This window comes from Priestia sp. RMT2NF4 (genome assembly GCF_047872835.1).
GTDB lineage: Bacteria > Bacillota > Bacilli > Bacillales > Bacillaceae_H > Priestia > Priestia zanthoxyli.
This window is the reverse complement of sequence record NZ_JBLQZO010000003.1, coordinates 506,593-530,292: the sequence shown is the minus strand read 5'-3', so window position 1 is coordinate 530,292 and position 23,700 is coordinate 506,593. Positions and strand designations below refer to the sequence as shown.

General features: G+C 33.2%; 22 protein-coding genes and 1 riboswitch. Of the genes, 10 read left to right on the top strand and 12 right to left on the bottom strand.

Features of this window, described 5'->3' with window-relative positions; all coding sequences use genetic code 11:
* Positions 1–3: 3 nt before the first annotated feature.
* From ACMX9J_RS16140 to ACMX9J_RS16110, 7 genes are all read right to left on the bottom strand, one after another.
* Positions 4–1,434 (bottom strand): oligosaccharide flippase family protein, encoded by a 1,431-nt coding sequence (locus ACMX9J_RS16140; protein ID WP_416226001.1) that lies wholly within the window; start codon positions 1,432–1,434, stop codon positions 4–6.
* Positions 1,435–1,440: 6 nt separating this feature from the next.
* Positions 1,441–1,983 (bottom strand): serine O-acetyltransferase, encoded by a 543-nt coding sequence (locus ACMX9J_RS16135; protein ID WP_416226000.1) that lies wholly within the window; start codon positions 1,981–1,983, stop codon positions 1,441–1,443.
* 58 nt (positions 1,984–2,041) lie between these two features.
* Positions 2,042–3,031: a GDP-mannose 4,6-dehydratase gene (locus ACMX9J_RS16130; protein ID WP_416225999.1), complete on the bottom strand. Its 990-nt coding sequence runs from the start codon at positions 3,029–3,031 to the stop codon at positions 2,042–2,044.
* 14 nt (positions 3,032–3,045) lie between these two features.
* Positions 3,046–3,987 carry a glycosyltransferase gene (locus tag ACMX9J_RS16125; protein ID WP_416225998.1) on the bottom strand — a complete coding sequence of 314 codons (942 nt, stop codon included), beginning with the start codon at positions 3,985–3,987 and terminating at the stop codon, positions 3,046–3,048.
* Between the two features lie 78 nt (positions 3,988–4,065).
* A complete protein-coding gene (gene gmd, locus ACMX9J_RS16120; protein ID WP_416225997.1) occupies positions 4,066–5,145 on the bottom strand; it encodes a GDP-mannose 4,6-dehydratase in 1,080 nt (359 codons plus the stop codon).
* Positions 5,146–5,204: 59 nt separating this feature from the next.
* On the bottom strand, positions 5,205–6,146 hold the full coding sequence (gene fcl, locus ACMX9J_RS16115; RefSeq protein WP_416225996.1) for a GDP-L-fucose synthase: 942 nt from the start codon (positions 6,144–6,146) through the stop codon (positions 5,205–5,207).
* Between the two features lie 26 nt (positions 6,147–6,172).
* On the bottom strand, positions 6,173–6,796 hold the full coding sequence (locus ACMX9J_RS16110) for a sugar transferase (protein ID WP_416226057.1): 624 nt from the start codon (positions 6,794–6,796) through the stop codon (positions 6,173–6,175).
* A gap of 1,917 nt (positions 6,797–8,713) precedes the next feature.
* Here ACMX9J_RS16110 and ACMX9J_RS16105 point away from each other — a divergent pair.
* A protein-coding gene (locus ACMX9J_RS16105) for an IS3 family transposase (protein ID WP_416225995.1) occupies positions 8,714–9,852 on the top strand; the annotation gives its coding sequence in 2 pieces (ribosomal slippage) (positions 8,714–8,954 and positions 8,954–9,852; 1,140 coding nt in all).
* Between the two features lie 110 nt (positions 9,853–9,962).
* On the opposite strand, the gene ACMX9J_RS16100 is transcribed toward ACMX9J_RS16105, so the two are convergent.
* Positions 9,963–11,045 carry a glycosyl hydrolase family 28-related protein gene (locus tag ACMX9J_RS16100; protein ID WP_416225994.1) on the bottom strand — a complete coding sequence of 361 codons (1,083 nt, stop codon included), beginning with the start codon at positions 11,043–11,045 and terminating at the stop codon, positions 9,963–9,965.
* Between the two features lie 79 nt (positions 11,046–11,124).
* Here ACMX9J_RS16100 and ACMX9J_RS16095 point away from each other — a divergent pair, with 79 nt between their 5' ends.
* The gene (locus tag ACMX9J_RS16095) at positions 11,125–12,477 is read left to right on the top strand and encodes an O-antigen ligase family protein (protein ID WP_416225993.1); all 1,353 of its coding nucleotides are present in this window, start codon (positions 11,125–11,127) and stop codon (positions 12,475–12,477) included.
* 916 nt (positions 12,478–13,393) lie between these two features.
* On the opposite strand, the gene ACMX9J_RS16090 is transcribed toward ACMX9J_RS16095, so the two are convergent.
* A complete protein-coding gene (locus ACMX9J_RS16090; RefSeq protein WP_416225992.1) occupies positions 13,394–14,668 on the bottom strand; it encodes a hypothetical protein in 1,275 nt (424 codons plus the stop codon).
* Positions 14,669–15,644: 976 nt separating this feature from the next.
* On the opposite strand from ACMX9J_RS16090, the gene ACMX9J_RS16085 reads away from it, so the two are divergent.
* From ACMX9J_RS16085 to ACMX9J_RS16070, 4 genes are all read left to right on the top strand, one after another.
* A complete protein-coding gene (locus ACMX9J_RS16085; RefSeq protein WP_416225991.1) occupies positions 15,645–15,998 on the top strand; it encodes a helix-turn-helix domain-containing protein in 354 nt (117 codons plus the stop codon).
* A 209-nt stretch (positions 15,999–16,207) separates the two neighbouring features.
* Positions 16,208–16,336 carry an anti-repressor SinI family protein gene (locus ACMX9J_RS16080; protein ID WP_416225990.1) on the top strand — a complete coding sequence of 43 codons (129 nt, stop codon included), beginning with the start codon at positions 16,208–16,210 and terminating at the stop codon, positions 16,334–16,336.
* A gap of 123 nt (positions 16,337–16,459) precedes the next feature.
* Entirely contained in the window at positions 16,460–16,942 is a 483-nt protein-coding gene (locus tag ACMX9J_RS16075) for a VanZ family protein (RefSeq protein WP_416225989.1), read from the top strand.
* Between the two features lie 352 nt (positions 16,943–17,294).
* A riboswitch (cyclic di-GMP riboswitch) is annotated at positions 17,295–17,387 on the top strand.
* A gap of 19 nt (positions 17,388–17,406) precedes the next feature.
* On the top strand, positions 17,407–17,532 hold the full coding sequence (locus ACMX9J_RS16070; RefSeq protein WP_102055986.1) for an anti-repressor SinI family protein: 126 nt from the start codon (positions 17,407–17,409) through the stop codon (positions 17,530–17,532).
* 44 nt (positions 17,533–17,576) lie between these two features.
* Here the strand turns inward: ACMX9J_RS16070 and ACMX9J_RS16065 are convergent, their stop codons facing one another.
* Positions 17,577–18,368 carry a histidinol-phosphatase HisJ family protein gene (locus ACMX9J_RS16065; RefSeq protein WP_416225988.1) on the bottom strand — a complete coding sequence of 264 codons (792 nt, stop codon included), beginning with the start codon at positions 18,366–18,368 and terminating at the stop codon, positions 17,577–17,579.
* 228 nt (positions 18,369–18,596) lie between these two features.
* Between ACMX9J_RS16065 and ACMX9J_RS16060 the strand changes: the two genes are divergently transcribed.
* Positions 18,597–18,887 (top strand): hypothetical protein, encoded by a 291-nt coding sequence (locus ACMX9J_RS16060; RefSeq protein ID WP_416225987.1) that lies wholly within the window; start codon positions 18,597–18,599, stop codon positions 18,885–18,887.
* The gene (locus ACMX9J_RS16055; RefSeq protein WP_416225986.1) at positions 18,866–19,153 is read left to right on the top strand and encodes an HPP family protein; all 288 of its coding nucleotides are present in this window, start codon (positions 18,866–18,868) and stop codon (positions 19,151–19,153) included. The genes ACMX9J_RS16060 and ACMX9J_RS16055 overlap by 22 nt, the downstream gene beginning before the upstream one ends.
* A gap of 67 nt (positions 19,154–19,220) precedes the next feature.
* On the opposite strand, the gene ACMX9J_RS16050 is transcribed toward ACMX9J_RS16055, so the two are convergent.
* Positions 19,221–20,675, bottom strand: a complete 1,455-nt coding sequence (locus ACMX9J_RS16050) for a zinc ribbon domain-containing protein (RefSeq protein WP_416225985.1) — start codon at positions 20,673–20,675, stop codon at positions 19,221–19,223.
* A 62-nt stretch (positions 20,676–20,737) separates the two neighbouring features.
* Positions 20,738–21,649, bottom strand: coding sequence for a zinc ribbon domain-containing protein (locus ACMX9J_RS16045; protein WP_416225984.1), 912 nt, complete (start codon positions 21,647–21,649; stop codon positions 20,738–20,740).
* Between the two features lie 376 nt (positions 21,650–22,025).
* On the opposite strand from ACMX9J_RS16045, the gene ACMX9J_RS16040 reads away from it, so the two are divergent.
* Both ACMX9J_RS16040 and ACMX9J_RS16035 read left to right on the top strand, forming a co-directional pair.
* Complete coding sequence (locus ACMX9J_RS16040) at positions 22,026–22,730, top strand: DUF969 domain-containing protein (protein ID WP_016766474.1); 705 nt, start codon at positions 22,026–22,028, stop codon at positions 22,728–22,730.
* On the top strand, positions 22,731–23,696 hold the full coding sequence (locus tag ACMX9J_RS16035; RefSeq protein ID WP_416225982.1) for a DUF979 domain-containing protein: 966 nt from the start codon (positions 22,731–22,733) through the stop codon (positions 23,694–23,696). It abuts the gene before it with no gap.
* The last annotated feature ends 4 nt before the right edge of the window (positions 23,697–23,700 follow it).

The window sequence follows — 23,700 nt, the reverse complement described above, 5'->3', positions numbered from 1 at the left end:
ATTTCAATCAGACAATTTTAATTTTTTCCATTTTAAACGTTCTTTCAATTTCATATAAATTTCATTTAGAATATTACGATTATAGATTGAAATAAGAATCAGAAAAAAGCCATTAAACAAATATATAACATAATTGTGAATAAATAGATTTCCTACAGCTACGATAACTAATACTACATTTAGAATGAAATAATATGTTAGATTAAATTCGTACCAGAATTTTCTAGAGACTAGAGTTCTGATCCAAAAATAAGCAATATATGTACATCCTAATGCAATAGATGCCCCAATAGCTCCCTTATACGGCACTAATAAAAAATTTAATGCTACATTTACTATAGAAAGTATTATAGAAATCCATATGTTATAGTGCGTTTTTCTAGAGAACGAAATTCCTAGCCCAGTAGTTTCACCTAATGTATACATGATTGGATAAAACAATAAGAATGGGATGATAAAAGTAACATCTTTATATTCAACTGAAAGTACATATACAAAAATATCTTTAATTAATAGAATAAATATAAACACAAAAGACATTGAAAATGCGATATAGCGACTAGCTTGAGTGAATTTTTGAGTACTTACATTTTCTTTTTGCCACTTGTAAGCAATAGGAAGCCATACCGTAGCAAAAATACTTTGAAAGATAGTCAATACTCCTACAATTTTCAAAGCTGCGAAGTAAATTCCTAGCTCATCATAGGAACTAAATTTCTCCAAAGCTAAACGATCGGTAGAATTTAAAAACCACATAATTATGGCAGTTGGCACAAAAGGAGATCCAAATTTAATCATTTTTTTCAATAAATTTAAATTTAAATATTTTAAATTTAATATAATTTTGCTTCGACAATATAATATTAGAAGAAAATCTGTGATGATCTGCCCTATTACATTTGCTGCTATTACCATTAAATAACTTTTAGACCAGCATATTAAAAGTACTATAGTAAAAATCATTATTAAAAACTTTACTAATATATTAAAAACAGAATACACTAATCCACGTTCTTCCATTCTTATGCTAAGAAGAAGAAATCTTTCCAACGTAATGAAAGGTAACCACACTGCAAACATTATTATAACTAACTGACTTTGGTTTTGAAGGAAATTATTCGTAATATTTTCCGAAAAAAATATAAGTAGAAACGAAATTAATAAAGAAAGAAAGAAAGGAAAAAACATACAATTAAACAATAATTCTTTTTTATTCGTCTTTTCATTGTATTCTCGTACATAAGCTTGATCTAGACCCAAAAACATTACTGCAGTTGCTAGAGCTTGCATTAGTAAAAACAAAGATGTTTTTCCAAATTCTTCAGGACTAATTAGCCATGTAGTAATAGGTACAGTTAAAAAATTTATTATAGCTGCTCCCAACGGACCTATAGAGAAACTAAAAAAAGTCTTTATTAAGCTTTTATTTTTCATTTTTATTTAAATTCTCACCACTTGACGTTTATTATTTATTTCAGAGGCCGGTATACCAACTACCACCATGTTGTCGACTACACTTTTGTTGACAACTGAATTAGCACCTACAGTTACATTGTTTCCAATATTTATATCACCTATAATCTTTGAACCTGGGTAAATAGTAACATCATTTCCTATATAAGGATAAGCATTGTTTTTTTTACCTATTGTAACTTGTTGAAAAATGTTAGCCCTTCTTCCAATTACTACTCCATCTCCAATGACAATACCGTTCACATGATGAAGATTAACTCCACCGTCAATTTTAGTATTTATTCCTATCTCTACGCCATATTTTTTTATATTCCCATTCCTTATAAAAACAGCAAAAATTTTTAATTTTTTGCTTTTAGAATTAAAATAACTTTGTATTCGAAATCTTACAGTTACCCTAAAATTAATATCAGTAATATAAGAAATGAGTAGTTTAGAAAAAGTCATTTTACTAGAATACCTATTTAGATAATCTTCTTCAATGAGTCGTAAATAATATGAAAATTTCATACTTTCTCTCCTCAACAGCATTTAAATTATATAAGAGTAATAAAAAATACTTATCCCTTTAAAGGGGTAAGTACTTATTACTCTTTCCTTGTTCTTTTTTATACCATTTAACAAACTCTTTTATTCCCTTATTAAAACTGGTTTTTGGGTTATAACCTAATAAATTTTTAGCCTTTGAGATATCTGCAAACGTCCTAATCACATCTCCAGGCTGCATCGGTAGTAACTTTAATTTAGCGTCAAGATTCAATTCATTTTCAAGAGTTTCTACCATACTAGATAAAGATATGGTTTCTGACTCTCCCAAATTGACAATTTCATATACTTTATCGTTGTCTGTCAAATAGCGAATAGATTGAAATACACCATCAACAATATCATCAATATAAGTGTAATCTCTCTCCGAAGATCCATCACCATAAAAAGGTATTTCTGAATTTTCGGAAATTAGATTAGTGAATTTATGAATAGCTAAATCTGGTCTCTGTCTAGGTCCATAAACAGTAAAAAACCGTAACATAATCATATCTATATTATATAAATGATGATACGTATGTCCAAAAACTTCACAAGATTTTTTAGTTGCCGCATATGGAGAAATTGAGTAATCCACTACATCCGTCTCACAAAACGGAACTTTCTTGTTATTGCCATATACAGAAGATGAAGATGCACAAACAAATTTGTTAACTCCATATTTTTTACACATTTCCATTAGATTAATTGTACCTTTAACATTGACTTCTTCGTATAGCAAAGGATCGTTTATAGACGGTCTTACTCCTGCCATAGCGGCCAAATGAACTACAACATTGATTTCGTTATTCTTAAATACATTATCTAACAAGTCTAAATCTCTTATATCTCCTCTTATTAATTTATAATTAGGATTTCTTAAATTGTGACTAACATTTTTCTCCTTTATCTTTGGATCATAAAAGTCATTAAAATTATCAATATTTATGATCTCATTTCCATTATTCAGTAAAAAATCACATACATGTGAGCCTATAAAGCCAGCTCCTCCAGTTACTAATATTGTAGACAATTTTATCACCTTACCTATATTTTAGTATTTATTTTAAACAAAATTGAATTGACTAATAAATTCCTACTGTACTTTGAAACTACCATACATTGAATAGCTTGTTTTAGTTTTTGAAATTTAGTATTTGCAGCTCTCAAATCCATAAATCTTTTACTATAATTATTATAGTCGTTTATTTTTTCCTGATATTTATTCTTCCTTAAGAAACTATTTAAGTTTTCAATAGAAAAACTATCTTTTCCAGTTTTTAATCTTTCTTTGTATAAAAACCTAATATATTTCGCAATTAAATACTGCTTAAAGCCTCGTGAAGATGATAAACTGTTTGTTCTTACCCTATATCTAATTAGATACTCATCACATAACATAATATTTAGATTATTACTGACCATTCTCAGTAAAAAATCGTAATCCTGACTACATTCAAATTCCCTATAGCCATTGAGTTGAAGGAAAACTTTTCTTCTCATAAGCCATGATGGGTGAATTAAAAAATTGATATACTTTAAGCCACGATTAATTTGAAAATAACTTTTGTATTTAATAGACTGCTCTCCTAACAGCAGTCCCTCTTCATCAATATATTTGCATCTAGTAGAAATTAATTGTGCTCTTGGATTTTCTTTTAATAATTTAATTTGTTTTTCTAATCTATTGCTCTCGCTTATGTCATCAGCATCCATACGTGCTATATACATTCCAGTGGAAATTTCAAAAGCCTTATTTAAACTTGATGCTAATCCAATGTTATTCTTATTGATTATTACTTTTATTTGTTTATAATTTCTTTCATACTCTCTGAGTAGATTAACTATTGACGTTTCATCTGGTTTATCTACTACTATTATTATTTCTATATTTGTATAAGTCTGAGCAATTAGTGAGTCTAGAGATTCTTTAATCCATTCAGTTTTTTCATTATATGTTGTCATCAATACTGAAATTAATTCTTCCATAGTATAACGTTACTCCACTCTCTTCAACTTTAAATATAGTGATATTGACTTTCTATTGCTTCCGTTATTTTAAAGAATTCAATCAAACATCACTTTAATTTTCTCTTCCTTTTCAACTTTTTTCATATCTTCCGCAATCATAATACGGACTAATTCTTCAAATGAGGTCTTCGTTGGATTCCATCCTAATAATGTTTTCGCTTTAGTTGGATCACCTAACAGTTGATCCACTTCTGAAGGACGGAAAAATTTAGGATCGATTTCCACAACCACTTCACCTGTTGCTTTATTTGTTCCTTTTTCTTCTAAACCTTCACCGCTCCACTCAATTTCAATACCTGTGTGTTTAAATGCGAGCTGTACAAACTCACGGACTGAGTGCATTTCACCAGTCGCAATAACGAAATCTTCCGGCTTGTCATGTTGAAGAATTAACCACATGCATTCTACATAATCTTTTGCGTAGCCCCAGTCGCGTAAAGAATCTAAATTTCCTAACGTTAATTTTTCCTGTTTTCCTTGTGCGATACGTGAAGCAGCAAGCGTAATTTTACGCGTTACGAACGTTTCACCGCGACGCTCTGATTCATGGTTAAATAAAATGCCGTTTACTGCAAACATGTTATAAGATTCACGGTAGTTCTTTGTAATCCAGAAACCGTAAATTTTTGCTACGCCGTATGGAGAACGGGGGTAGAAAGGTGTCGTTTCTTTTTGCGGTACTTCTTGAACTTTTCCGTACAGTTCAGATGTAGAAGCTTGGTACACACGCGTTTTATCTGTTAACCCTAAAATACGTACAGCTTCAAGAATGTTTAATGTACCTTTTGCATCAACATCTAATGTGTATCCAGGCATATCAAAAGACACGCGTACATGTGATTGTGCAGCCAAGTTATAAATTTCATCTGGTTGAATGTCACCAATAATACGTGTAACGTTTAGTGCATCCGTTACGTCACCGTAGTGAAGGTGGAAGTTTGAGTTGTTTAATAATGCGCTCGCTGCTTCCTCCGTTAAAAGATCTTCTAGACGCTCTTGGTTATAAGAAGAGCTGCGGCGAATTAATCCGTGCACTTCATAGCCTTTTTCTAGTAAAAATTCTGCTAAATATGATCCGTCTTGTCCTGTTACACCTGTAATTAATGCTGTTTTCATTGTATCCTCCATATATATCCACTGTTATTTTAGTATTTAGTTTAAGTAAAAGTGGTTAATCATTTTGCTGCAGCTAGCTCGTTATCTAAAAACCATTGATATGCTTTTTGAAGACCTTCTTCTAAAGCTGTTTCTGCTTTCCAGCCAAGACCATTCAATTTTGTTACGTCTACTAGTTTACGAGGCGTTCCGTCTGGTTTTGACGTATCAAATTGAATCTCTCCTTCATACCCGACAACTGCTTTTACTTTTTCGCCAAGCTCTTTAATCGTAATATCTTCTCCTACACCAATATTGACAATTTCATTGCCTTGGTATGTATTCATTAAGAACACGCACGCATCTGCTAAATCATCTGAGTAAAGGAATTCACGTTTTGGTGTGCCTGTTCCCCACATTTCAACAAACGGTGAATTGCTTTCTTTAGCTTCGTGGAATTTACGAAGCAGTGCAGGAAGAACATGTGATGTATGAAGATCAAAATTGTCGTTTGGACCGTATAGGTTAGTCGGCATGGCTGAAATATATTTTGTACCATATTGACGATTGTAAGATTCACACATTTTAATACCGGCAATTTTAGCAATCGCATACGGTTCATTTGTTGGTTCAAGCGCACCTGTTAGTAAGTATTCTTCTTTTAGTGGCTGAGGCGCTAATTTTGGATAAATACATGTACTTCCTAGGAATAATAGTTTCTCCACGCCATTGCGGTATGCTGCATCAATGATATTTGACTGAATTAATAAGTTGTCATGAATAAATTCCGCTGGATATTCATTGTTTGCGACAATACCGCCTACTTTAGCTGCTGCTAAGAAAACAAATTCCGGCTTTTCTTCAGCAAAAAATGCGTCTACTTGCGGCTTGTCTCGCAAATCTAGCTCAGCACTTGTACGATATACTAGATTGCTATAGCCTTTTTCTTGCAGTTTTTGTACAATAGCTGATCCTACAAGGCCTCTATGGCCAGCTACATAAATCTTTGAATTTCTCTTCATTTTAAGACACCAGCTTTCCCTTTTATTTAATAAGCATTTTTAGAACCAAACAACATAAAAATGGTTTGAAGTATAATTTTAATATCGGCTGTTAGGGAGCGTGTTGTTATGTATGTTAAATCTAATTCAACCATGTCTTCGAACCCTACGTTGCTTCTTCCACTTACTTGCCAAAGTCCTGTACAGCCAGGAGTGACAAGCAATCTTTGCATTTGATATTCTGTATATTCGTTTACTTCTCTTACAAGCGGCGGCCGTGGACCTACTAGACTCATATCGCCTTTTAAGACGTTGATTAACTGAGGCAATTCATCAATACTTGTTTTACGTATAAATCGTCCTATTCTTGTAACCCGTGGATCGTTCTTCATTTTAAACATAGCACCCGTGGTTTCATTATGTTCAAGCAATTCTACTAGCCTTTCTTCTGCATCTGAAACCATGGAACGAAATTTATACATATTAAATTCTTTTCCATTTTTACCTATACGTTTTTGTGAAAAGAAAATTGAGCCTTTCGGATCTTCCCATTTAATTAGCAGAGCTATGACAATAAATACTATCATTAATACAATTAAACCAGTAGTTGCCCCTATGATATCCATAGCACGTTTAAGCAAAAGATATGTTTGTCTATTATTAGGTTTAATTTTCTTTTCTTTCTGAGGTACTTGAGTAGCAACTTCTGATTCTGCTTCAGCAATTGTTGACAAAACACTTCCCACCTTTACTTTAATATATTCTCAGAGTTTTATAGTTTCTTTCCAATTGTATTTCCCTTAACTGCTCATACTATAAATTAAACTCAGTTCTCCCAGTAAATCTCAAACCTTATCGAACATCGTAATACATTCCTTTAACAAATCATCTCCTTTTTCAACTTTTATATAATGCCATGTATACACTAGATATAAATACTTACGGAAAAATTATAGACATCTATAATTTTTCCGTAAGTATTTATAGAATTATTGGGCATCTAACCCATCCTCACACTAAACTATCGACAACGGATGTGTCTAAGGTGCCTCTCCACCCACAGTATAGCCGAGTATCTCCATTGATAAAGGTTAGGAGACATTACCAGTAATGAATAACCAAAAACATCTTTTGAATATTACAACTTTTTTAATACCATAAACAAACTGAGATATTTTTAATTTATAAATATAATTCGAAAATTGAAAACAAATATTTTTTTATATCTATCAAAGCAAAGGTTTAAGTTGACAAATATATCTTCTAATAATTATTCTCATATGATGTATTTTCAAAAAAAATTTTCCAATATTCTTTATAACACTAAAGAATACTAGCATACTATTTCCCTAGGTTCAATGTCTTATTTTGTCGAAATCCGCCAAATGCCCCATAGATATACCTATAATGTCTATTTTTCGGATCAATATTTTTAAAAACTTTATCCTTAACTATATTAGTATAGAAAAAGCACTTTCTTGGATAGTCATACATTCCAGAAAATTATAACATAAAACCCAATAATTTAACTAGTTCGTAAGAATTATTTATTCTAAATATTCTAATATATTTTTCCTCACACTTTTCTTTGATAACGTTTTCATTTTATCTTTTATACAATCTACATGAATTTAATCATAAAATTCATTATAAAACAGTTCTTTATGCACATTTTTATATTTTTCCAAATTTCATTACAAACATTGGACTGTGTATATTTTCACAGATGACATTTAATGAGATTCTCAGAACTGCTTTACAGATGCCATTATTTGAAATAAGACATACAGACAAGAAATACAGCGATAATTGCCAGAAAACAATTGCATTTTATATTATGCTAGAAACTCGTTTAAAGAATTAAACAGGTGATATATAGTACAAGGAGTATCTGTTACAACTTGTTCAAAAAAATAATTGAACCGCGCACAAAAGAATCTAATGAATTTATATAAAAATAAGCTTTTTCAGTATCTAAATGAACTAACCAGGAATCAGTTTGATTGTGAATAAGAACTATAGTACATATTCACTAAAAAGGGGATCCAACCGACTAATCTCAAAAAAATTCCTAACCTGTAAAAAAAGTATTTTCTACAGGTTAGAAAATACATGGGTAGATATTACATACATTTCACGATAAGAGATAGTTGGGCTATTTGGCTTTGGTACTAAATTCACACCCAGTGAATTCATACTATTCCTTCAATTATATTTAAGCTCCTCATTAAGTCACTTTGGGATATTTCCGTTACTCAAGGGTGCTTTTATGATAATTCCTGTAACAAGTAGTTCTATATCATACAAAAAGAGGAGTGTATTATATATTTATATGTGATACCCAAACTATTTAGCTGGTAAAGTAGTCATATTTCAGTACTTAGAGGGATTCTATAACTACAACAAAGTTTTACAGTATTCTTCGCTATCATAGTAATCAAGTGGTTAAATATCTGAAAAAAATTCAATGCTTAATTTTTTTTATACCTAAGACATTGACTCAAATCTATAAATATTGGAGTTAGTATAGTTTCATGGACACCATTTAATTAAGTCTTTACAATGATTTTTGAGAGGATGTGTCCGAAATGGAACGTAAACGTGCAGGCAAAACATACAATGATGAGTTTAAGAAAACGATTGTGGATTTATATCATGCAGGAAACTCTGTTAAAAATTTAAGCAGCGAATATAGCGTATCAGAAGTAACAATCTATAAGTGGGTGAAGGCATTTACACCTATCAGCTCAGAAGAAGGATCTCTAACACCCAAAGAATTAGCTGAGATCCAGAAGGAAAACCTTCGGTTAAAACAAGAGTTAGACATTCTAAAAAAGGCTATGGCCATATTCGTGAAAAAGTAACGGAAGCAGAGCTCAACCATTTTATCGAGAAATATAAAGAACAATACAGTGTTCAGGAAATGTGCGAAGTGTTAACGATTCCAAGAAGTAGCTACTACCATTCGCTCAAAAAGACAGTATCAAACCGCGAACAGGAAAACTGGAAGCTAACGAAAGAAATCGAACGAATTCATGTAAAAAGTAAAGCGCGTTATGGCGCTCCAAAAATTCATAAGATGTTAGTAAATAACGGGTGTGATCTAAGTCTAAAGCGTGTTCAGCGCTTAATGAAACAAGCAGGAATTCGTTCAATTACAAAGAAAAAATACCGTCTCTATCCGTCAAAAGAAAAGGTGATACAACTGACGAATCTGTTAAAACGAGATTTTTCTACACAGACCATTAAGGCAGATATTACGTACATTCCTACAGTAAAAGATGGTTGGTGTTATTTAGCATCCGTATTAGATTTACATTCTAAAAAAATCGTGGGCTATTCTTTTTCTCGTTCCATGACATCTGAACTAGTCATTGAAGCACTTCAAAACGCTTACACTAATCAAAAGCCCCGAAAGGGCTTACTTCTTCATACGGATCTTGGCTCACAATACACAAGCAGTGAGTTTACTCAGCATGTCCACAAGTATCAAATGGAACAGTCTTTCAGCCAGAAAGGCTGCCCTTATGATAATGCCTGTATCGAGTCGTTTCATGCCATATTAAAAAAAGAGGAAATCTATCATACGCAATACCTAGATTATTCAGCTGCCAAAGTAGCCATGTTTCAGTTTATAGAAGGATGGTATAACCGAAACAGAATCCATAGTAGCCTCGGCTATCAAACCCCTCAAGCGATTGAGGATCAAATAAGAAAAACAGCTTAAGACTTAACTTTTTTGTGTCCAAATTATTGACTCAAGTCCATATCCTTTCTATATACTTTTGCTTATATACATATAAATATTTACAAAGGAATCAAAATACTAGTTTATTTTCACCTTAAAAATTTAACATTATCTTTAATAACATGTATACTTACTCTTTTGTTATAAAGTTTCGATGCACTAACTTTTACATCTCCACCAATAGGTTTATCAGTATTATAGATAGCAAGTTTACTAAAGCTTTTGTCAGATTCGGCAAAAATGCTATTAGACACCTCTACATTAGCATTAGATAAAACTGCTATATCTGCTTTTGGGCTACCTTTATAATCATTAGATCCACAATTCTTAAAGTATGAATTTGTAATATTAACTTCTGAATAGTCTTCCACATGGACACATTGACCTTTTATATTATTAAAATAAGAATTTTTTATTTTAATATCTTTAGCTGAAACAGCAACTCCTACACCAAACCCTGACCAACTTGACTGACTTTTGTTATTTTTAAACGTAGAATTTTCAATAGTCCAACCTCTGCTAGGAGAATTAATTTCAATATCATCAGCTGTGTTATTAATGAAATGACTATTAAAAATTCTAACATTGAAACTAGGTTGTTTATTAGAGAGTATTCCATAACCACAACCATCAAAGATCGAATTAATTATAGACAAATTGTTAATTGAGATAGAATTCTGAATTCCTTGCACAGTACTTTTAAACTTACAGTTTAAAACAGTAACATTATTCCCAACAACTAATATTCCAATTTTAGAATTAAACCCTAAACCTTGTAACAATTGGTCACCATGTAATGATAATACTCTTTCACTTTTACCATCTTTTCTAACAAGAATAGTTTTTGATTTACCTGCTCCTATGATAGATACGTTATTTGGTACATCTATAAAATTTTTAACCAAATATTTACCTGAGTCTATAAAAACAGTTCCTCCTCCAACATTTTTGGCAGCATCGATTGCACTCAATATTGAAGATGTGTCATCTTTATTATCGTCGCCATTTGCTCCATAATTTTCAACATTAAAAGCCGCTTTAATACTTCTATCCATTTCCTCACTATTGTCGTCAATTTTCTTTTTTTCATTAATACAGCCTGTTAGAATAAAAACTAGTGCGACGACAATGAAAACTATGAACTTAAAGACTTTTATCAATATACTTTGCATAATTATTTTCTCCCTATTAAAATTTAAATATAACTGATAGAATATAATGGAAATAATACAAATAAAGGATGACCCAACAATGATTTTTTTTATTTATGCAGCTGCCTTTTTACTTTCTCTTGATAATTTTCCTTTTATGTTTGGAGGAGGCTACAAGCCACTGTCCCTTTTATTCATAACACTTTATGTTCTCTTTAATATCCATAAGCTACTTTACTTAAAATTTAAAAGAATTGAAATTATTATCTTTGTTATACTAACCTTCTCTATTGTTATTACAGTATTTGAAAATATGAAAAATAATTATAATTTTGATGGGTTAATTGATGCAACTACATCATTAATGGCTGGAATAGTTGTTTACCTAGGATTTAAAATTTTTACACAAAAGCATCATCAAGATGAGACTAAATTTATAAAGGTTTTCCAGTGGATTGTGCGTGGGTATGGATTAGCACTATTTGTGGGGGTACTTCAATTAATTTATATATACATTTTCCCTAACGGTGCTTTAAGAGAAGTAATCCATCTATTTGTTAACAGAGATGCTTACGCAAGTGCCAGCAGAGTTCACTTTACATTCTCAGAACCTTCTTTTATAAGTCTTCATACAAACTTATTGCTGCTACCTGCTGTAATTATATTAAAAAACAAAGGATATTTAACTAAAAATCATAAAATAATTGTTCTTTCATTTTTTACAATTTCATTATTCTCTCTTTCCATAAGATATTTTTTGGATATTTTTATATTTTTTATAGTATATTCTATTTTTACAACACATAAAAAAATATTCGTTAAAAGATTTCTCGCTTTTATGCTAGCAATTTTCTCTATTTTGTTAATATTAAATGTAGTGTTTGTGCAGAATGTTTTTCACTTAAACTCTGATCATTTTTATAGACTCTCTAACATTATTAATAAGCCTAGCACTGTATTAGAGGATACATCTTTTGTTATAAGATCCACCTATACAGAAGTGGGACTCGAATCATTCTCCGATAGACCATTATTAGGATATGGATTGGGAAACTTCCATTATGCTTATGTCGATCATTTGAGCGAAGTAGATGCTACTGCTTTGAAACAATCAGAAGAATTAAGAAATGCAGTTAACAATTACAGTCTAGCACAATATAATATGTTTACACGCATGTTATCAGAATTAGGTGTAATAGGATTATTAATATTGCTGTTGTCTATTTACTTTATTTGTAGTATTAAAGGCAAAAATCTAGCTAAAATGATAGTGATTCTAGTTATATATTCTCAATTGCAATTCGACTCGTTAGCATTTATCCAAATATATATATGGGTTGCTTTGTTACAGACTAAATTTATTTCTAATATAAAAATAGAAAATGTCTCCAAAAAACAGCATATAATAAAGAAAAACATTAAGGGTAATAGACAAAGTACTGCTATAATTTAACATTAAAGTTCATTAGAGAGTGCGGTAAAGCACTAAAAAATAAAGCAAGGTGAAGTGTAAGAAAATTCACCTTGCTTTATTTTCCAGATAACTAATGAACTACTATCACTTTCTTCAAAGATGAAGAACTCTAGAATTTATTCTTTATTAAACACCACTAAATATATCCACATCGTTTACCTTCCCAAGCAAGATACTTGTATAAACTCATTATGTAATTCCTTGTTTTTCTCTCTGATCTTAAGACACTCAATTTTATAGGATGGTACGATTCGCTTGGCGTTTTGTACTTGTGTTTAGGCGGAAACGAGGGTAAGTCCTTCACAAGATTTACATAAATATTTTTCCATGTCTCTCGTATAGCCATCAATATTTGTTCTTTTTGTTTATCGTCAAAGTTTTCCTTTTCATAAGAAAAACACCTGTGCATCTTTTTGTTTTTCTCATAAATAGAGTTATGAAAATTACAGCTATTCATTGAAAAAGAGCTAGAAGATATTATTTACTATTAGAACAGAACATATCAACAACATAAAAATAAAGATGATTATTTCTTTATCCATACTAGTAACGTCCATGTCCCTAAAAAATATCTTAGTACACGGTATAATAGATGGGGCTACTAAATTTATAAGGAGCTATCGTGTTCAAATTTTTAGAAATAATGAGGTATAAATTTTCTCTTAAGGATACATCGGCTAAGAAAGTACTTAAATAGAATACAGAGTTAAAAAGAGGGTGTATATTAGGCTCACATTAATGAATTAAAGATCCATTATTACTACCCTCATAGTCTTTCCTAACTTAAGAACTGAAAGATGTATTCTGAAGTTATGTCTCGTTCACATAAGTAACAGCTAATATCAGCACTGCAACCTTTATGTCTCTATTTTAAATAAAAATTATTTGTTTGGAATCACTCTACATAATACATTCCTTCAAACTCATAATTAAAGTTAGTTGTAAACGCATTAGCACAATAAATTGAAAATGACAATTGGTTGCTGTTATTCGTAAACGTCACACCATCACCAAAACTACCAGATATTTTTTTCACAATGTTATTTACCGCTAAATTTGTTCCATCCCAGGTTATATCACATATTAATATTAGTTTGTTAATTCCGCCATTTCTTATTGTTAATTTACCTTGCATAATATTAGCTAAGGGAAATAGCGTGAAAGTGTTAGTTATGCCCTTTGTTGTTAGAACTGGTCCTGTTTGTGAAATTAAACTCTTTAATGTTGCTCCTAATTGTCCTGATGTTCCAATATACTCTAGTACCTTAGTAGGCGGTATTTCAGAAACCACCTTTTCGACTACGCTTCCACTTTTACCTTGAATCAGAACCGGGGAATTCTTAGAAATAATAGTCCCTAAAATTAGAGTATTATTTCCAGTTTTCACTGCGACATTACAATCATCTATTATACATCCATCAGCATTGACCCATTGAGCACCATCCATCCATAAGCCTATGTCAAAACCACGTACATAGTTTTGAGATATATTGACTTCTAAACTCCCATTTCCATCATACACCCGCCAAATCCCTATATCTTTTTTAGCGATATTATGTTTTATGAAATGATTACTAGAAATTGTAGGTGGCTTTGCCCCACCTTTCGTAAGTATTCGACAACCATCAGAAATACAACCATTAAATATATTACCGATTGCAAGGACATTTTTCTGAGAAGCTTCAATATGTAAAGCTTCTCGCCTTGATTTTTCTGTTATATTGCTAATCACTACTACATCTCTAGTATTTGCTATTCCAATTGCCATACCTGCACTATCTCCTAACCCATACTCATCTGCTATAAGTGTGTTACCAATAATTTTTACTTGTTTGAAAGAGCACGATGTGCGATCTAATGTATTTGTTGGGTTATTCAATTGGACAGCATCAGCTACACGAGAGTAGATTTTATTAAAATAAATATTTAAGTTTTTTCCGTTCTCTGAACCAATATTTGTCAAAACCCCATACTTCTCAGCTATGATTTGATTTCCCGAAATATATATGTCTTCAACATTAGCTGAATTAATGTGAATTCCGTGTTGGATAGAATTAATTTTCGATTTTTTTATTTTTAGTCTCTTTACAGATCCTTGAGTTTGATAGCCCTTTGTGGAATCAACATTTTCAATTAAAACATCATTCTTATTTATTGGAATTTCGTTCACAGTAAACAGCCCCCTTTATAGGTCATAATACACATAAATTAGTATATTAACTTTTTTTAATATTATTACTTTCTCATTTGATAGTCATATCCTCTAGAATCTCAAACTATCATTTAAAACTTTGATATTTTGGTACTTTCTTATTTCACATACTTTTTCACAATTTGATACAACAAGAGTCTATTACGTAATAATTACAAATAATTAAACGAAAAACATATGATTTTCACTATATATATATCACTTAAAACGGCGCATATTTTACTTCAGTTAGTAAATCCTAATTATTAATCAAAGCAATTTTGAAATATTGAGTTGTAGTTAATAATTTAAACATAGATGGCGGAGATTACTATGGATTTTATTCTGGTTATAGAACCGTTCTATATGCTGAAATATGATTGCTTTGTCAGCTAAATAGTTGGACATTGTATATGTATAACTACTCGATGTAGGGATATCATAAAAAAAGCAGTCCAACCTCTTGAGTAGTATGCACATCCTGAAGTACTTCAATAACCTGTCCAGATGTCATTAAACGAAAAAGAATACCTAAATTCTTTTAAATGAATATAAAATTAGTATGGTCATTAAATACCACCCACTATTACTTATGGTAAAACACATTTAATGTCTATTACATGGTTTCCTTAATCACCTGTGTAAAAAAATCTATTTCTAACAGATTGGTTCGGTGTTCCACCTTTCATGTTGAGTAATAAGAACTACATCACTTCTTCGTAATAGTATTGATAAACTATATTAACCCCACTATCAGCATCTAATAACAGTTATTGTACTTTCATTTAGAACAGTTTGAGGTATATCTTCTATTAATTGTTCCAAATACCCAATAGTTCTTTATAAAGAACTATTTCCGAAATAAAGACATATTTTTTAACGTTTTTATCTTGAAAACCCTATAAATTCCTTTATAATGAACAACAGATGCTACATATAAAGGAGAGGTTTTCACGTGATCGGTGATCGCATTAAAGAAATGAGACTGCAAAAACGTTATTCTATTACTAGATTGGCGGAGAAAGCAAAAATATCAAAATCCTACCTTTCACAAATTGAAAAGGGTTCAAACTCAAACCCTTCCTTGCAGATGCTTCACAAAATTGCTGCTTCTTTGGGTACAAGTGTTGATTATTTAATTGATGAAACAAATGAACAGATGCAAGCTGATCCATATATTACGGAAGAATGGCTGGAGTTGCTAAGCAGAGCTATAGGCCAAGGCATGACAAAAGAGGATTTTATTGAATTTTATCAGTACCTGTCCTTCAAAAAAAATCTGCAGGCAGTGAAGGATTCTAAGCATTAAGTAAAAACACTGCGCGACACTACTCTGATTAACTTCTTTTTACCTATTCTTATTCATGTGTAAATAATCCTTTATAACTATATTCTGTATAATATTTGCAAAGTAAATTTGATTGTTTGTATAATTGTTAATAAAAGTAAGTAAAGCTAGTATCGAGAGCTTCTTCAACCACGACAGCTTTACTCCTTAAGGTCTGGGGAGGAATAGTCATGACTGACAAATTAAAAGAAAAAATAGATTTAGAGAAAGAGTGGATTTTATTGATGAAAGAGGCCTATGAAATGGGCTTGTCAATTGATGAGGTAAAGAATTTTGTCCAAACAAGCAAACAGAATTAACTGAATTTTATTTTTTTTATATCTGATATTTTAAAAAATTTATTATCAGCTCTTAAATTTCTTGCTTTTTTCTCTTTTTTTTCTTAAGCTAATACAATCAAGTAAAATAAAGGAAATGTCATCATGATAAAAAAAATCGCTGTTATCTTAATGATGCTTGGCATCGCTCATTTTTCCCACACACCTCATTTACAGGTCACAGATCCAAGCAGCTGGAGTAACTCTTCTGTTTGGGATCATAATGCCACGCTTTGGTCTATTTTAAAATCGGGCAGTGAGTTTTATACTTCCTACAGCTACGGATTTAATCTAGAGTTTATCCTTCGTAAAATTGCTCATATTTCCTTCTTTGGTGTATTAGCTGTTTTAATTTATTGGAACTTAAAAGAAAAGCCTGGGCGTTATGTAAAAGCTGGACTACTGCTTGCTTGCTTTGCTTTTTTGGACGAGGTTCACCAGGCTTTTATTATTGGTCGAGACGGTCGAATTGTAGATGTACTGATTGATTCATTTGGAGGCGCTTTGTTTTTGTTTCTTCTATATAAAAATAAAACAAAGCATAGAAGAGCAAAGCGAAATGAATATAGTTCTTCTATAAAAAAATGAACCCTTCCTATCAGGGTTCATTTTTTTATGATTTTATTGTTCTCTATTCGCTTAGCAGGTCTTCTTTTAAATATGACTGCAGGTCTCTGAAGTCCCTCTATACTTTGTAGGTATTCATCCAGCTCATATCTACCTCTCCTTGTCCTATGCTTTTCTCTTCTATTGTGAATGCTATTTATGAACTGCGTATAAATTAGCAGCAAAACGTTACTTTTTAAGTTCAATCATTTTACTATCCACCCGTTTTAGGATATAAAGATGGATGTAAAATGTTTTTTTAAAACCTCGACCTATTTCGACACCATTTCTGCTAGTTTTCCACTAAAATAATAATAGTTATTAAAAAAATTTATTCAGATAAAGGCAAAGCTGCTGAAAAGCAGTGACGCAAAGCTTCAGGTCTAAGGTAATGTTTACAACATGCTAAGATGGCTGGGTTCCCTGACAAGGGTGGATGAATAGTGATGAACACAGATAAAAAATTAGCAGTAGATCAGGAATGGATTGATCTAATAAAAGCCGCTCATGAACTCGGATTAAAAATAGAAGACGTCCGAGAATTCTTATTAACGAATAAGAACAACCAATAGTAAAAGCACGCTTCTTTTATATTGAAGCGTGCTTTTACTATCACTTATATTTTTATTCCTTTTGGCTGACGTTGATCAAACGTATAAATCTCCGTAAATTCGCACTGTTTTGCCATTTCAACTGCTTCTTTCATATGAGCTCCTACGGTTTCTGCAAAGTGTGAATCAGATCCAATTGTTAAGATTTCTCCGCCTAAATCGCGGTACAGCCCAACAACTTCAAGTGCCGGCAGCGCTTCGCCCAGCTTCCCTCTTATACCTGAAGTATTAATTTCAATTCCAATATTGCGATCAATGGCTTTTTTCAAAATATCGGCAAGAATATCTTTGAATTGATGAAAGTCGTAAATGCCGTATTGCTCAAACGCATAGCGCTTCATTAAATCTAAATGAGCCAATACGTCAATATCGGCATCGCTTACTAGCTTATACATTTCATTAAAATAAGCGCGGTAAATCGCTTCTTTGTCGTTGAGTTCTAAATGTTTGCGAAGCTTGATGTTATTAATGTTATGCACCGAACCTAAAATAAAATCAAAGTTCTCTTGCTTGATCGTTTCCTGATACTTCTCTTTTAAATAATGCGGCTCACAAATTTCAATTCCTTTTTTTATCACTAGCTGATTTTGAAATTTATCTCTGCATTCCACTAATTCTCGTTCATATTTATCAAAATCCATATGACCATACGTTGGCGCTAATGGATTTAATGAAAAGTGCTCGGTAAAACAAATTTCGTTCACTCCGTTTTTTACAGCTTGTTCGCACACTTCTTTCATGACTGCCTGTGAGTCAAATGAATTGTTCGTGTGATGATGGTAGTCTACTAGATACATAATTTAGTCACCTCTAAATCTATTATACATTTCTCTTGCTCTTACTGCACATAGAGACCCTTCTCCCGCCTACCCAGCCTTTTTTCGTTCATCAAAAGAATTTCCACTAAAAAAAGATATTTTTCCTCTTCCAGTAATCCTTCTTTTCTTATAAACTAACTTATTATAGCAGATGTTCTGACATACAACTTGACATATAACTTTTACACAAAAGAAAGGAAATAAGAAATGGAATTTGAAAAAAGTTTTTCTCAAAGCAAAAGCCCCTTTCTGTCTTACTTAAGCTCTTATACGAAAAAGATGAAAGGAGAATTAAAAGAAGAACCGAAAATCAATTATAGAGATGCAGTCGTTTCTTCTATCGGAGGCTTAATTGCGATTATCATCAGCAGCGCGATTGCACTAGCGCTTGGTTATCCAATGGCACTCGCTCCGATTGGCGCAACCTGCGTGCTTGTCTTTGGCGCTCATAAAGGGCCTTATCACAGCCGCGCCACGTGCTTGGAGGGCACTTACTAGCAACGGTTTCTGCACTTATTATCTGGAGTTTATTTCATCGAAGTCTTATTACCATAGCGATTGTGCTTGCTTTTGTTCTTATTTTAATGATTCTTACAAAAACCGTTCATCCTCCCGCTGCAGCTAGCGCGATTGTCGCAATTAATACCCAAGCAGGCTGGGGATATTTAGGTATTATTATGATTTGTGCATGTGTGGTTGTATTGATTTCTACCGTTTATAACAATTTATTTCAAGACAGGCAGTACCCCAGGTATTGGGTTTGATACATAAAAAAGACGTCTTTTCAAGGAGGACGTCTTTTTTGCTGTTTCAGGGTCTATTTATTAGCTTTTACTTTACTTCCGTTGAACTAATAAGCTGATAAACTCCCAAACTTCCATCAGATAACTCTTTTACTTTATGAACACTGTTGAATTTTTTATATTTAACAGAGCTGTCTCCGTACGAAATATCATACTCTTCTGTTGTATATACTTTATACATAGAATCATCGAGTTTTGTTACTCTATTGACGTTAAAGCTTAATAAATCCTCTGTTATACCTTTTTTGATTAGGTAAGCGGTATAATCTTTTTGTTCCTTGTATTTTGGTCCGTTAGTATCGATATAAGGCGCTGCAACAGAAAAGTCTCCACTGTTAATTGAGGAAATTGTAGCGTACATATATTGTTCGATAAAACTAGAAACTTCACTAGTAGATACTCCAGAATTGACTTCCAAACCTTTGTCCGTCGTCTCTTGATTCTTAAAAGGAGCCGATGCTTTTGCTGTAGCTGCTGTCGTATTTTTTTCATCAAAATTAAGCGCAACATCTTCTATGCCTTTTTTAATTGATACTTCTTCCGTTTTCTTTTCTCCGCGTTTTGCATATAGTTTTACTGAACCGTCCATCGGGAGTGGCCCTAAATAATCAATATCGCTAATTTTTGTTTTTGTGTCTTTACCATTAACGAACAGCGTCGCGTCATCATAATCTGAAGAGATGTATACTGCATGATCTGACCAATCAAACTCAACGTTTACATCTTCTCCGTTGGTGGCTTCAATCTCTTGTTCGTTTTCAACTTTTCCGTAATCATTTTGCACTTCACCTTTTAAAGTATGTGTACCAGGTAAAAATGGACCAATCTTTTTAGAAGAGTCACTGCTTACCGTTCCAGCTTTTTGACCGTCAATATATACTACTGTCGCATCTTCTGTAGACTGAGCTTTTGCATATACAGGGTTTATTTGTACCGTGTAATGATCAAAGATTCCCCACTTCTTTCCGTCTTGTTCTAGCTTAGCGTATGAAGAGTGATCTTCGCTTGGAACCCCTGCTTCAAGCGCTCTGCTATCTGCCGCTAACCCTTCAGAGATTGATTTCATTACATCCGGATTTTCGTGCAAATATGTAATAAATGATTTTGTTTGCTCATCGTTGGCTTCTAATTGAATTTGACCATCATTTACATATTTTTTTACTTTATCAACATCATTGCCCTTTACTGAAGCAATAAATTTTTCTGACACAGCTTTAGGCGACATCATTGTTTTATCTATTCCGTAATAAGCGCCGCCAAGTATAGCAGCTGCTGCTATAACTGAAATGGCTATAACCTTTATTTTTTTATTTGAAGGTTTTACCGATTCTTTCCCTTCCTCTACTGAAGGTGCAGGTTCTACATAACGCTGTGATTTTGCTCCTTGGCTAGAAGTCTCTTTTCTTTCGACGGGATGTCCACACTCTGGACAAAATTGATGCTCATTGGTTAACTGATGTCCACACTCTTTACAATATCCCAATTTCTACACTCCTTTTATAGTGTTATGAAAAAGCATCGCTGTAAACGATGCTTTCTGCAGACTTAAAACAGATCATTTAATTCACTGCTGTTTCCCATTCTTGTAATAATGGTTTTGGCTTCTTCTCCTAAACCATTCGCAATGAACGTCAGTACAATCGTAATGACTACATATACAATAAGAGTGCTATAGATACGATCAAGCCCATTTGTTCCGCTTTGCTTAAAGCTAGCAATCGTAAATGGAACTACAAGGAAAATGCTCAGCAAACCAAAATTCATAAAATAAGAGAAGTATTCAACATGGAGAAATGCAAGCACAAGCCCAATTAAAAGAAGAGCTGTTGGAATAATTAAAAACGTGCCAAAGCGTGAGAAAAATTCTTTAAAGGAAACGTCTACCTTTCCAAACTTTGCTACAACATATGTTGCTCCAATAATAACTGCGAGTCCAATAAAAATAAAAATCCCTTGCTTAAAAACAAAATCGGTAAAATTGAAGTGAATGATGCTGTTGATATCTGTGGCTTTTATCAAATCAACGCCTGTATTAAAATCCTCCATGTCAGATGGAGCCAGCTCTTCACTGATAATAGGAAGCTTGAACATGCTCCGAACAAATTGAATCAACAATAGCTTCCAGCCTACATACAGCATAATAGGTATACTAAGAGCATAAAGAATGACTGTGATAAGAGCATTAACGAATTGGCTTTCGCCTGCTGCTTGTGCTGTAGCTGTTGGATTTTTAATTCCTTCTGCAAAATAACTAAAAAATGATTTTGACACTTTTTTCGCCTGACGAACACGCTGATTAGGCTGTTGAGGCGCATACGCAGTTTGCGGCTCAGGATGAGACTGATATTCGGATGCAGCTGCCGCCTGGCTGACAGCTGCCTCTTCTTGTAATTTATCACCGCACTTCACGCAAAACTTCCCGCCATCATTAAAATGACCGCAATTTGAGCAATTCAAATACCCCTTCTCCCTTCAATAAATTGTTTAAAATATAGTCATATAGATTTATTTTGTTGAAATATATATAATTCTATATTCATACCTTTTAGCATTATACACCATTTTTGGTATTTTAGGATAAATGTTTTCAGCGGATCAACTAAAAAAATTACTACCCAAACTCCCTGGCAGAATTCTTTCTTTTACTTCTGAGTCCATACACATTATGTAAATCTCTCTTTTATAATTTTGTTTCACCAATAAAACTATTTTATGCCTTAAGAATCTTGTTTTAATTTTCAGAATTGTTTATACTCGAAACATCTTTGTTTTTCTAGAAAAACAAAGGAGGTGAATTTGCAGCACGGTCTATACATACTGGAGGGGGATTTTCATGTTGAAATTAATTGGGGTTTTGCTAGTGGCAGTGGGATTTTTATTTCGTTTAAACACGCTGCTTGTGGTCACTGTTGCAGGCATCGTGACGGGTCTTGTGTCAGGTTTGTCACTGCACGAAGTAATTACGATGTTTGGTCAGTTTTTTGTCGATAACCGCTATATGTCTATGGCTATTTTACTTACTCTTCCTATCTTTGGCGTATTAGAAAAATACGGGTTAAAGGAACAAGCGGAAGTGTTGATTAAAAAAGCGAAAAACGCTTCTTCTGGAAATGTTTTACTTATATATCTTTTTATCCGTGAAATCTCAGCGGCAGTCGGCTTAAATATCGGAGGACATGCTCAATCCGTGCGTCCATTAGTGGCACCTATGTCCGAAGGCGCAGCTCGTGCCAAGTACGGAGAGCTTCCTCCTAAAGTCAAAGAAGATATTCGCGCTCACGCAGCAGCAGCTGAAAATACGGGCTGGTTTTTCGGAGAAGATATCTTTATTGCAACGGGTGGAATTCTTTTAATGAAAGGATTTTTTGACTCTGTAGGGATTCACGTTGACGTCTGGGATATGGCGCTTTGGGGTATTCCAACAGCCATCGCAGCGCTGCTGATCAGCGCCATTCGTTTCCGTCAGTTAGACCGACGTATTCATAAAAAAATGACGAAACACAAACCAACATCATCTTCTAAGACGGAGGCCAGCTAAATGAAAAGCATTCTGACTCTTGATACGATTTACTACTTACTCGGTATTATTGTTGCTTTTATCGCGATTCGAATCGCACGCGACCGCAACCATCCTAACCGTTTAGGGTCTTCTCTATTCTGGGCACTGTTTTCTATTACGTTTTTATTTGGCAACGTCATTCCGCCTTTTTATATAGGGTGCTTGGTCATTATCATGGTGCTGCTTGCTTCCTTTAACCGCGTGACTAAATCCAATGAAGCGGAAACACCTGCTGAAGAACGATTGGCTCACGCGCAGCGATTAAAAAACAAAATCTTTTTACCGGCTTTATTTATTCCTATTTTTACGATTATCGGTACTCTTCTTTTTGGAAAGATCAAGTTTGGAAACTGGGCTTTGATCGACCCAGAAAAAGTCACGTTAATTTCACTAGCAATCGCAGCTGTCATTGCGTTTATCGCTTCAATGGGCGTCACCAAAGCCAAAATGGACGTGCCTGTTAAAGAAGGAAGCCGCTTGCTTCAAGCCGTCGGCTGGGCGGTTATTTTACCGCAAATGCTCGCAGCGCTTGGCGGCATTTTTTCAAAATCAGGCGTTGGAACAGTCGTTTCTGATATTGTGAGTGACATACTGCCGACTAACTATGCGTTTGTTGCTGTGCTGGCTTATTGTCTAGGAATGCTGTTATTTACGATTGTCATGGGAAATGCCTTTGCTGCGTTTGCCGTTATTACAGGAGGTATTGGACTTCCGCTGATTGTACATATGCACGGCGGAAACCCGGCGATTATGGCAGCTCTTGGCATGTTTGCTGGCTACTGCGGGACGCTTCTTACGCCAATGGCGGCCAACTTTAACATCGTACCTGCCATGCTGCTTGAATTAAAAGACAAAAATGCCGTGATTAAAGCTCAAGTGCCGATTGCTTTATCCGTTTTTGTTGTTAACACATTATTAATGTACTACCTTGTATATCACTTTTAAAGGA